Origin of the sequence: Collinsella aerofaciens, assembly GCF_039752985.1 — a bacterium.
Taxonomy (GTDB): domain Bacteria; phylum Actinomycetota; class Coriobacteriia; order Coriobacteriales; family Coriobacteriaceae; genus Collinsella; species Collinsella aerofaciens_BT.
This window is the reverse complement of sequence record NZ_JBDMHA010000018.1, coordinates 1-10,697: the sequence shown is the minus strand read 5'-3', so window position 1 is coordinate 10,697 and position 10,697 is coordinate 1. Positions and strand designations below refer to the sequence as shown.

9 protein-coding genes are annotated in these 10,697 nt (G+C 59.7%); 8 read left to right on the top strand and 1 reads right to left on the bottom strand.

What is annotated here, in order from left to right; translation table 11 throughout:
• Nucleotides 1-1,293: aspartate--tRNA ligase (aspS, locus tag ABHR76_RS03760; protein ID WP_346976830.1), on the top strand; the 1,293-nt coding region annotated here is incomplete at its 5' end.
• 242 nt (nt 1,294-1,535) lie between these two features.
• Here aspS and ABHR76_RS03755 read toward each other — a convergent pair.
• Nucleotides 1,536-2,552, bottom strand: a complete 1,017-nt coding sequence (locus ABHR76_RS03755; RefSeq protein ID WP_195245833.1) for a LacI family DNA-binding transcriptional regulator — start codon at nt 2,550-2,552, stop codon at nt 1,536-1,538.
• A gap of 376 nt (nt 2,553-2,928) precedes the next feature.
• Between ABHR76_RS03755 and ABHR76_RS03750 the strand changes: the two genes are divergently transcribed.
• The 7 genes from ABHR76_RS03750 to ABHR76_RS03720 form a co-directional block, all read left to right on the top strand.
• The gene (locus ABHR76_RS03750; RefSeq protein WP_271730101.1) at nt 2,929-5,937 is read left to right on the top strand and encodes a glycoside hydrolase family 2 TIM barrel-domain containing protein; all 3,009 of its coding nucleotides are present in this window, start codon (nt 2,929-2,931) and stop codon (nt 5,935-5,937) included.
• 3 nt (nt 5,938-5,940) lie between these two features.
• Nucleotides 5,941-6,396 carry a NanQ anomerase/TabA/YiaL family protein gene (locus ABHR76_RS03745; protein ID WP_117563669.1) on the top strand — a complete coding sequence of 152 codons (456 nt, stop codon included), beginning with the start codon at nt 5,941-5,943 and terminating at the stop codon, nt 6,394-6,396.
• A 153-nt stretch (nt 6,397-6,549) separates the two neighbouring features.
• Entirely contained in the window at nt 6,550-8,013 is a 1,464-nt protein-coding gene (locus tag ABHR76_RS03740) for an amino acid permease (protein ID WP_346976829.1), read from the top strand.
• Nucleotides 8,014-8,434: 421 nt separating this feature from the next.
• Nucleotides 8,435-8,683, top strand: coding sequence for an HPr family phosphocarrier protein (locus ABHR76_RS03735; RefSeq protein ID WP_022094361.1), 249 nt, complete (start codon nt 8,435-8,437; stop codon nt 8,681-8,683).
• Between the two features lie 188 nt (nt 8,684-8,871).
• A complete protein-coding gene (locus ABHR76_RS03730) occupies nt 8,872-9,114 on the top strand; it encodes a FeoA family protein (RefSeq protein ID WP_022094360.1) in 243 nt (80 codons plus the stop codon).
• Between the two features lie 39 nt (nt 9,115-9,153).
• A complete protein-coding gene (locus ABHR76_RS03725) occupies nt 9,154-9,375 on the top strand; it encodes a FeoA family protein (protein WP_006234774.1) in 222 nt (73 codons plus the stop codon).
• Nucleotides 9,376-9,498: 123 nt separating this feature from the next.
• Nucleotides 9,499-10,697 (top strand): FeoB small GTPase domain-containing protein (locus ABHR76_RS03720; RefSeq protein WP_346976828.1); only part of this gene is annotated, 1,199 nt, incomplete at its 3' end.

Below are 10,697 nucleotides of genomic sequence, written 5' to 3'. Positions count from 1 at the left end.
GCGCTGCACAACCGTGAGTTCATGGAGGTCGAGACGCCCTCCCTGTTCAAGTCCACGCCCGAGGGCGCCCGCGACTTCATCGTTCCCAGCCGCATCCAGCCGGGCAACTTCTACGCCCTGCCGCAGTCCCCGCAGCTCCTGAAGCAGCTGCTTATGGTCGGTGGCGTCGAGCGCTACTACCAGGTTGCCAAGTGCTTCCGCGACGAGGACCTGCGTGCCGACCGTCAGCCCGAGTTCACCCAGGTCGATATCGAGATGTCCTTCGTGGACCAGAACGATGTCATGAGCGCGCTCGAAGAGGTTCTTGCCGATGCCTTCGGTCGCATGGGTGTCGAGATGCCCACGCCGCTGCGTCGCATGAACTACTGGGACGCCATGGACACCTATGGCTCCGACAAGCCCGATACTCGCTACGGCATGCACCTGGTCGATCTGACCGACATCTTTGCCAACTCCAAGTTCAAGGTCTTCGCGACCGCCGCGAACGAGGAGGGCTCCGTCGTCAAGGCCATCAACGCCAAGGGCGCCGGTGCCTGGGCACGTGCCAAGATCGATAAGCTCGCCGGCGTGGCCTCCACGTTTGGCGCCAAGGGCCTGGCCTGGATCGCCTTCCGCGAGGACGGCTCCATCAACAGCCCCATCGTCAAGTTCTTCTCGGACGAGGAGATGACTGCTCTGCGCGAGCGCATGGACGTCGAGCCCGGCGACCTCGTGATGTTCGCCGCCGGCCCGCGCCTGCTCTCCGACGAGATCCTGGGCGGCATGCGTTCGCACATGGCCAACGCGCTCGAGATCAAGCGCGAGGGCCACGACTTCCTGTGGGTCGTTAACTTCCCGCTGTTCCACTGGGACGAGGACCGCAAGGCCTACGCTGCCGAGCACCAGCCCTTCACCCTGCCGACCGAGACCGACATCGCCAAGATCGAGGCCGACCCGTTGGCAGCCGGTTCTTGCACCTACGACTTTGTCATGGACGGCTTTGAGGCCGGCGGCGGCGGCATGCGTATCCACAACGCCGAGATGCAGATGTCCATGCTCAAGCTCCTGGGCTTTACCGAGGAGCGCGCCGAGTCTCAGTTTGGCTTCCTCATGGAGGCCCTCAAGTTTGGTGCACCCCCGATGGGCGGTTTTGCTCTGGGCCTGGACCGCGTGTGCATGCTGCTCACCGGCTCCGATTCCATCCGCGACGTCATGGCGTTCCCCAAGACGGCCAGTGGCTCCGACCTCATGTCGGGCGCCCCGAGTGCCGTTTCCGGCGCCCAGCTCAAGGACGTCAGCCTGCGCCTGATGTAGGCGAGCGGCTATATATTGCTTGCAACGAGGGAAGGACGTGTGCCTTCCCTCGTTTTTTATACGCCGAGATTGTGAGGGCTTGGGATGACCGGGCGTCGCGGAAACTGCGACCCAGAATCCAGCCAAATAACGGGTCGCACTTTCCGGTTGAGCTTCTGGCGGAAAGTACATCCCAGAATCGGCGTTCGGAATGGGTCGGGCTTTCCGCTAAAGCAGCCTAGCGGAAAGCCCGGCCCAGTTTCCTACAGTGAGTCTCTCTGAACGAGCTGCATGTGCATGACGGTGGTGGTGGGCACGGCGCCATTGATCATATCGAGCGCAATGCCTGCGGCCATGCGGCCTTCCTCGCGAAGCGGCTGACGAATGGTCGTCAACGCGGGGACGCTGCGAGCTGCGACCTCGTGGTCATCGAAGCCCACGACCGAAACGTCTTTGGGTACGCTAATTCCTGCTTCGTTGAATGCGGCGATAACGCCGGTTGCGATACGGTCCGATCCGCATAGCACGCCGTCGGCATGTATTTCGCGCGCGAGCAACCGCCGCGTGGCTTGGTAGCCGTCTCCGCTGCTCCATCCGGTATAGATGACATTTTCATCCGGAAGGCTTTCGCCCAAAATTGCACGGTAGCCGCGAAGGCGGTCGATGACGGCGGGGTTATCCTGCGGCCCCAGCACGGCAACGATGTCCTTGCGTCCGCGATCTTTCATAGCGAGCGCCGCAAAGCGTCCGCCCTCTTCGTCGTCGGAGTAGACCGTCGAGAACACGTCGCGATAGGGATGGCCCTCGAGCTGGCCGCATAACACAGTGGGTACGCCCAGCTCGCGCAGCACCTCGAGCAGCTCACTGCCCTTGTAGGGCGAGACGTCGATGGCGGCGTCAAACGAGCGGCGCTCAAAATGCTCGCGTGCGCGGTTGCGCTCATGCGAGGAAGATGCCTGCAAGATCACGGGCAAGTAAGACGACTCCGAAAGTTCCTCGGTAATGCCGCTTAAAAACTCACTGTAGGTGGGATCGCTAAACAGCTCGCTCAAAGGCTCGGTAACCAGTACGGCGATAATTTCCGTGCGTCCGACGGCGAGCGCCCGGCCGCGTGCGTTGGGAACGAAGTTAACCTTTTTCGCCGCCGCGCGGACGCGCTTTTTAGTTTCCTCGCTAATGCGGGGGGAGTCGTTGAGGGCACGCGATGCCGTGGAGCGCGAAACACCGGCAGCTTCAGCAACCTCGGCAAGCGTGGGTGCGGTGCGTGCTGGTTGGGTCATGGCGTCTCCTGTGCAATTGGGTCGGTGGGCTATCGATAAAGGCTAATGCGGATACAGATAACTATAGCGCGCGTGAACGGCGTCCATGGTATCCGGTGACCGGTGTCGTTTTGCAATCAAACTGCGACTGAGCACGGCATGTATGGGCGAGACATAGGCAGGCGCGACAGTTGCCTGTGAGTTCAAGAACGATGCCCCGTGCTGTGCACCTAAGCTTAGGGTGACATAAGTAGCATGGTTGTACAACCGGTTGCACCGTTAATCCGACAAAATCGACCGTTCGGCGGACAACCGGTTGCACAGATTTTTGTACCGCCCGTAAGATAAGGACAACCGGTTGCACAAAGAAGCACTACGATGACGAAGGAGCATCACCATGGACGCCATTAACGATTGGGAAAACCAAGCGCTCACCCACAGGAACCGCCTGGCACCCCATGCGTACTTTATGGGTTATGAGACCGCCGATCTCGCCGCTACGTACAGCCGCGAGCTGTCGCGCGGATTTGTCCAGCTGTCCGGCTCGTGGCAGTTCCGCCTTTTTGAGGGCCCCGCGGCCGTCTCCAACGAAGCACTTTGCACGTACAAGCCCGAGTGGGATCACGTGGAGGTTCCGCACCTGTGGCAGGTAGACGGCTATGGCAACCTTGCCTACACCGACGAGGGTTTTCCGTTCCCGGTGGATCAGCCGTTCGTTCCCTCCGACGACCCTACGGGCGTCTACCAGCGCATCGTCAAACTTCCCGCCGTGCCTGCCGGCGCTCGCGAGATTATTCGCTTCGACGGTATCGAGAGCTACGGCGAGCTGTATGTCAACGGCAAGTTTATCGGCATGACCAAGGGTTCGCGCCTGTCCGCCGAGTTTGACGTGACCGACGCGCTCGTCGAGGGCGACAACCTGTTTGCGGTCAAGGTTCTGCAGTACAGCGATGGTAGCTACATCGAGGACCAGGACATGTGGTGGGCATCGGGCATCTTCCGCGATGTGTACCTCATGCAGCGTCCCGCCGCGCATCTGGTCGACTTTAGGTTCCGTACGCACCGCGAGGGCGATGCCGCTCTGATCACGCTCGATACGGTTGCCGAGGGCGCAAGTCGCGTCGTGTATACGCTCAGCGATGGCCAGAATGTGGTCGCTACGGGCGAGTGCGTCGACGGCCATGCCGAGTGCAGCGTTGCCGATGCCCACTTCTGGAACCCCGAGGACCCCTTCCTCTATGACCTTACGCTTGAGGTCTACGACGGCGGCGAGATCAGCGAGTACGTTCCGCATCGCCAAGGCCTTGCCGAGGTGACGGTCGAGGGCAATCATATCTACCTTAACGGCACCTACTTTAAGATGCATGGCGTCAACCGCCACGACCACGACGATCACAAGGGTCGCGCCGTGGGTCTCGAGCGCATGCGCCGCGACCTGGAGCTCATGAAGCAGCACAACATCAACGCGGTGCGCACGTCCCACTACGCCAACGATCCGCGCTTCTACGAGCTGTGCGACGAGTACGGCATCATGCTGGTCGCCGAGACCGATATGGAGAGCCACGGCTTCGAGAATATCGGCAATATCGCCCTGGTCACCGACGACCCTGCCTGGGAGCCGGCTTACGTTGACCGTGTTGAGCGCCTGGTGATGCAGGAACGCAACCACGCGTGCATCATCATGTGGTCGATGGGCAACGAGAGCGGCTATGGCTGCAACATCCGCGCGATGTACGCCAAAGCTCACGAGCTCGACGGTCGTCCGGTCCACTACGAGGAGGATCGCAACGCCGATACCGTCGACGTCATTTCCACCATGTACTCCCGCGTGTCGCAGATGAACGACTTTGGCGAGCATCCGTTCCCCAAGCCGCGCATCAACTGCGAGTACGGCCACTCCATGGGTAATGGTCCCGGAGGCCTGTCCGAGTACCAGGAGGTCTTCGATCGCTGGGATTGCATCCAAGGCCAGTTTATTTGGGAATGGTGCGACCACGGTTTGGCTGCTGTGACCGAGGACGGCGTTGCCTACGACATGTATGGCGGCGACAACGGCGATTACCCCAACAACAGCAACTTCTGCATCGACGGCATGGTGTTCCCCTGGCAGCAGCCGAGCCCGGGCCTTACCGAGTACGGCCAGGTCATCTGCCCGGTTCGCATGGCCTACGATGCCGAGGCGGGCGAGCTGACCGTCACCAACAAGCGTTGGTTTACCACCCTCGAGGATGTCTGCCTGTCGGCGGAGACCCTGGTGGACGGCGACGTGGTCTGCCGCAAGACGCTCATGCCCGGTGCGGTTGCCCCCGGCGAGTCCGTCCAGCTTCCGCTGGTGATTCGCGAGGCCGCAGTGGGCGAGACCCTGCTGACCGTGCACGCCTACACCATGGCGGCTCACGCCTGGTGCGAGCCGATGTTCCAACTGGGTGCAAGCCAGTTTGCCATCGCAAACCATCCGGCGCCGGCAATTGCCGCCCCCACTCGTCCTGAGCTTACGGTCGAGGAGACCGAGCAGGAGATTCGTATTCGCTCCCTCAACGGCGAGCTGACCTTCAGCAAGGTCAACGGTACCGTGAGCGAGTGGAAGGCATCCGGTCGCGACGTCATGACCTCCGGTCCCCAGGTTGGTTTTTGGCATCCGCTCGTCGATAACCACGCCCAGGAGTACGACTCCCTGTGGAAGGATAACTTCATCGATGTGATGCAGACGTCTACCCGCAATGTTTCTTGGAAGCAGGACGACAATGCGGTTGTCGTTACCGTGAGCCAGCGTATCGCTCCTCCCGTCCGCGCGTTCGGCATGCGCGTCGAGCTCGTCTATACCGTGCTTCCGAGTGGCCGCGTCGACCTCAAGGTTTCCGGCGAGCCCTACGGCGACTATTCGGACATTATCCCGCGCATCGGCATCTCCTTCGAGGTCCCCGGTTGTGATCGTGCCGTCGAGTGGTATGGCCACGGCCCGGGCGAGAACTATCCGGACTCGCTGCGCGCCAACCCGGTCGGTCATTACCGCACTACGGTCGACGACATGTTCACGCCCTACGTTATGCCCCAGGACTGCGCCAACCGCGAGGGTACCCGCTGGGTCGCCCTGCGCTCCAGCCACGGTGACGGTCTGGTCGTGACGCGTCCGAGCGACGCCGCTTCCAATCCGTTCTCGTTCTCCGCATGGCCCTATAGCTGCGAGGCTATCGATAATGCCAAGCATGTCTACGATCTTGTCCCGGGCGACACGGTTACGGTCAACATCAACGACCAGCTGCTCGGCCTTGGCTCGAACTCTTGGGGTTCCGAGGTGCTCGATTCCTATCGCACCCGTTTTGAGAGCTTCAGCTTTGAGGTGTCCCTGCGACCGCTGACGTCTGCCGATCTGGCTCAGGCGCTGGCACCCATTAAGGAGGCATAAGTCATGCATATCTTTAACTCGCGTGCCGATTTCGACGCCCAGATGAAGTCCGTCAAGAAGTGGATGCGTACCGGTCAGGCACTCGACGGCGTTTCTGAACTGCAGCACGATGTGGCGTACTCTATCGGCGACTCGCTGGTGTATTGGTGGGTGAACGCCCACGAGGCGGCTACTGCCGATCTGGTCGGTCACCGTCGCTACCATGCCGTGCTCGCCCCGCTCGACGGCAATCTGACCGTTGAGGTGGCTTCCAAGGCCGATCTTACCTGTACGCGCGCCTACAGCGATATCGATGATCGCGAGCGCTTTGAGGGTACGGGGGAGACCGTGACGATTCCCACCGGCGGCGTTGCCGTCGTCGAAATTGACGAGGCCTACCGTGTCGTGGCCGATGCCGCGGATCCCCGCGTCGTGGTACTGCACGTGACAGTCGAAGGTTATTCCTTCCCCAACAAGTAGTATTCGTCCGCCTGGACGTTTGCTTCGCGCCGTTAAGGGGGATGGCTTTGTTGACTCCCTTTTCCCCATTCCCCTTAGCAGGTGCGCCGTCCGTGTTTGCACTTGCAGCTCGGACGGTTTTAGATGACATTTAACAGATGATTGGGAGGGCTTATGAGCTCTGAAAAACGAGGAACGATTGGTTCGTTCGCTCTGCTGGGCATGACGGTCGCCGCCGTGTTCGGTATCAAGAACATCATCAACAACAACGCGGCCATCGGCTTGGCAGCTGCGCCGTCGTTCTTCTTCGCCACGCTTTTGTACTTTGTCCCCTATACCCTGGTTACCGCCGAGTTCGTCGGCCTCAACAAGGACTCCGAGTCTGGCGTGTACGCATGGGTTAAGACCTCGATGGGTGGTCGCTGGGCGTTCCTGACGGCATTTAGCTACTGGTTCGTTAACCTGTTCTTCTTTGCGTCCGTCCTGCCCAACGTCATCATCTACGCGAGCTACGTGTTCTTTGGTGCCAACGCCGAGCTTTCGCAGCTGTGGATCACCATTATCGAGATCGTCGTCTTTGCTATCGCCACGTGGGTTTCGACCAAGGGCGCTAAGTGGATCGGCTCCATTTCCTCCTTCGGTTCGACCGCGGCTCTCGGCCTGACCGCTGTGTTCATCCTGCTGTCCCTGGCTGCTGCCTTTGGCGGCGTTGGGTTCGCTACGGCTCCTACTCCCGCTAACATGGCTCCCGACATGAGCAACTTCGCAACTGCGTGGGGCTTCTTCGGTACGCTTGCCTGGATCATCCAGGGCGTTGGCGGCGCTGAGTCTGTCGGCGTGTTCCTTAACGACCTTAAGGGTGGCGTCAAGGCCTTCGTGCGCACCGTCGTTATCGCCGGCCTGACCATCGGCCTTCTGTATGCAGGCGCTTCGCTGCTGGTTAACCTGTTCATCCCCGAGGGCGGCGTTGCCATCTCCACCGGTATCTTCGACGTATTCGGTGCTGTCTTTGCCCACTTTGGCATTCCCATGGAAGTGTCTACGCGCGCCATCGGCTTGATCCTTCTCGCCGCCACGCTGGGCTCCCTCATGATGTGGACCTCCGCTCCCATCAAGGTCTTCTTCACCGAGATCCCCAAGGGCGTCTTTGGTAGCAAGATCGTCGAGCTCAACGAGCATGGCATTCCTGCCCGCGCTGCTTGGCTGCAGTTCGCCATCGTCGTCCCCATCCTGATCATTCCGGCCCTGGGCTCCGGTAACCTCGACGACCTGCTCATGATCGTTACCAACATGACTGCTGCCACCGCTCTGCTCCCACCGCTGCTGATTTTGCTTGCCTACTTTATGCTGCGCAAGAACTTTGACGCCGCTCCCCGTGGCTTCCGCATGGGTTCGCGCCGCTTTGGCCTGGTCGTTGCCGCATTCCTGCTTGTGGTCTTCTGCTTCGTGCTTATCTGCGGCACCATTCCGCTCGATCAGCCGCTGTGGCTGACGCTGGTCTACAACGTTGGCGGCGTGGTTGTCTTCTTGGGCCTTGCCGTGATGTGGTACAACCGCTACATCAACCGCCTGCGCGAGACCGATCCCGAGGCCGCCGAGAACGAGCTTCGCCCTTCCGTCCTCGATATGATGGAGTAGCGGCTAGGATTAATCTACGGCTGTGGAATAAATCGATTCCCTTTCCTAAGGAGGGGCCTTACGAGGCCCCTCCTTTTGTGTTTTGGGGCATGGTTTTGGCCCCCGTGGTCAAAAAATGCCAAATATGAGTACTGTTGCAAAAGAAGTGCCATATTTTTCGGCCTGCTCTGAGCGAAAATGGGCTCAAAATCGATTTATCTAACTCCCTTTAAAGGGCGTTTGACGGCTTTCAACCTCTTCGAATCGCTCAAGCTAGGCAATTTGCTCTCGATTTTGCTGCTACTAAATTTGTGACAGTACTCATATTTGCCACTTTTTGACCACGGGGTATCCGGAGGGGCCCTCGATAAGCATCTAACGCTACAATAACTACCACGTGGCTGGGTTTGCCGGCCGAATGTGTGATGTCGTGGGAGGGGACATGGTCGAGTTTACAAAGACGATTAAAGATCCGTTGGGACTACACGCCCGCCCGGTTGCGCTGCTCTATGACATCATTGCCAAGCACCGTAGCGACGTGTCGGTCAGCATCGGCGACCGCCATACCGACGGTCGCGATGTCATGGGCCTCATGGCTCTCTACGGCGAGTGCGGCGAGGACATCATCTTTCGCGTTTCGGGCGTAGACGAGGCTTCCTGCGTTACGTCGATCAGAAACCTCTCGCTCTAAGCATGACAGGGCGCGGCAAAGGACAGCTCTTTGCCGCGCCTTTTTGTTTCATATAGGAAACTTTTTCGAAATCTGAATAGGGACCCTTTCCAAAAAGTTAACCACGTGCTAGTTTACTAAAGCGAACATAGACGTGGTTAACTTTTATCGCGTCGATGTTGAGGACGAACTGACGTTAGGAGCCACTCATGTCTTGCGGACCGCAGATGCCGGCCATGCCGCTTTCGATGGTAAAAGCGGGCGAAACCGTGCGCGTGTCTCGTGTAAAGGGCAATGAGGACATGAAGCACCACCTCAAGGACCTCGGCTTTGTCGAGGGCAACGAAATCCACGTGGTGAGCTCGAGTGGCGCCAATATCATCGTCACGGTGCTGGGCGCACGCTTTGGCATCGATTCCAAGGTTGCCATGCACATCATGACCGTCGGTTAGTCCGCAGCATTTCATAAAAACTGAAAGGGGGACAAGAGGATGAAGACGTTGGGTGACGTTAAGGTGGGCGAGAGCTCTACCATCGTCAAGCTTCACGGTGAGGGTGCGCTTCGCCGTCACCTTATGGACCTGGGGCTCATCAAGGGCACTTCGTTCAAGGTCGTGAAGGTTGCACCGCTCGGTGATCCGGTCGAGATCAACGTGCGCGGCTACGAGCTTTCCATCCGCAAGGAGGAGGCTGCCGTTGTCGAGGTCCAGTAAGGGCTCGCGGCGCATATATCTGCAGATAAAGTTAGGTTTTTCTAACTTAATGCAGCATCTTTGAAGCACATTATCCAGCCTGCGCGGAGAAAGCAGCGCAGGCACACAAGGAAGAAGGATTGAATGGCGGATTCTCAGATCCATGTCGCGCTGGCGGGTAACCCCAACTGCGGCAAGACCACGCTTTTCAACCTGATCACCGGCGCCAACGGCTACGTTGGCAACTGGCCCGGCGTCACGGTTGAGAAAAAGGAGGCCAAGCTCCTAAGCGACAAGAACGTTACCATCACGGACCTCCCTGGCATCTACTCGCTTTCCCCCTACAGCCCTGAGGAGCAGTGCTCGCGCGATTACCTCATGAGCGGCGAGCCCGATGTCGTCGTCCAGGTGGTCGACGCCACCAACCTCGAGCGTAACCTGTACCTGGCGCTTCAGGTTATCGAGACCGGCCTGCCCGTGGTCGTTGCCCTCAACATGGCCGACCTGGTCGAGAAGAACGGCGATAAGATCGACACGGACAAGCTCTCCAAGAAGCTCGGTTGTCCGGTCATGATGATCTCGGCCCTTAAGAACAAGGGCATCAAGGAGCTGTTCGAGCAGGTCAAGAAGTCCGCTGCTTCCAAGGGCCAGGTGCCGGAGCACAAGTTCGATTCCTCCATCGAGGACGTTCTGGACCACATCGAGAACAATCTGCCGGCGAGCGTTCCCGCCAACAAGCGCCGCTACTACGCTGTCAAGCTGTTCGAGCGCGATGCGGACGCCTGCAAGCTCATCAACCTCACCAAGGAGAAGGCCGCTCGCGTCGAAGGTCTGGTCGCTCAGTGCGAGCAGGACTGCGACGATGACGCCGAGTCCATCATCACCGGCGAGCGTTACGGCGTGATTGCCCACATCATTGACGAGTGCCTCACCAAGGCTCCGGCAAAGATGAGCACCTCCGAGAAGATCGACCGCGTGGTTACCAACCGTATCCTGGGCCTGCCGATCTTTGTGGTCATCATGTTCTGCGTGTACTACATCGCCGTTTCTACCTTGGGCGGCACGGTGACCGACTTCACCAACGACCAGCTCTTCGGTACCGACGGTTGGTACGTGCTCGGTCAGGGCCGCGACGCCTACGACGCGGCCGTCGAGGCTGCGGGCGACAATGCCGACTCGGTCGACCCGGCACAGTACGGCCCCTATGTTCCTGGTATTACCACCATGGTCCACGACGCCCTTGTGGCGGGCGGCACCGAGGACGGTGGCCTGGTCGATTCGCTGGTCTGCGACGGCATCGTCGGCGGCCTGGGCGCCATCTTCGGCTTTGTCCCGCAGATGTT

Coding starts and splice junctions, on each gene's coding strand:
- ABHR76_RS03730 (WP_022094360.1), top strand. CDS start 8,872: ATGTCTTGCGGACCGCAGATGCCGGCCATGCCGCTTTCGATGGTAAAA.
- ABHR76_RS03750 (WP_271730101.1), top strand. CDS start 2,929: ATGGACGCCATTAACGATTGGGAAAACCAAGCGCTCACCCACAGGAAC.
- ABHR76_RS03725 (WP_006234774.1), top strand. CDS start 9,154: ATGAAGACGTTGGGTGACGTTAAGGTGGGCGAGAGCTCTACCATCGTC.
- ABHR76_RS03735 (WP_022094361.1), top strand. CDS start 8,435: ATGGTCGAGTTTACAAAGACGATTAAAGATCCGTTGGGACTACACGCC.
- ABHR76_RS03755 (WP_195245833.1), bottom strand. CDS start 2,552: ATGACCCAACCAGCACGCACCGCACCCACGCTTGCCGAGGTTGCTGAA.
- ABHR76_RS03745 (WP_117563669.1), top strand. CDS start 5,941: ATGCATATCTTTAACTCGCGTGCCGATTTCGACGCCCAGATGAAGTCC.
- ABHR76_RS03740 (WP_346976829.1), top strand. CDS start 6,550: ATGAGCTCTGAAAAACGAGGAACGATTGGTTCGTTCGCTCTGCTGGGC.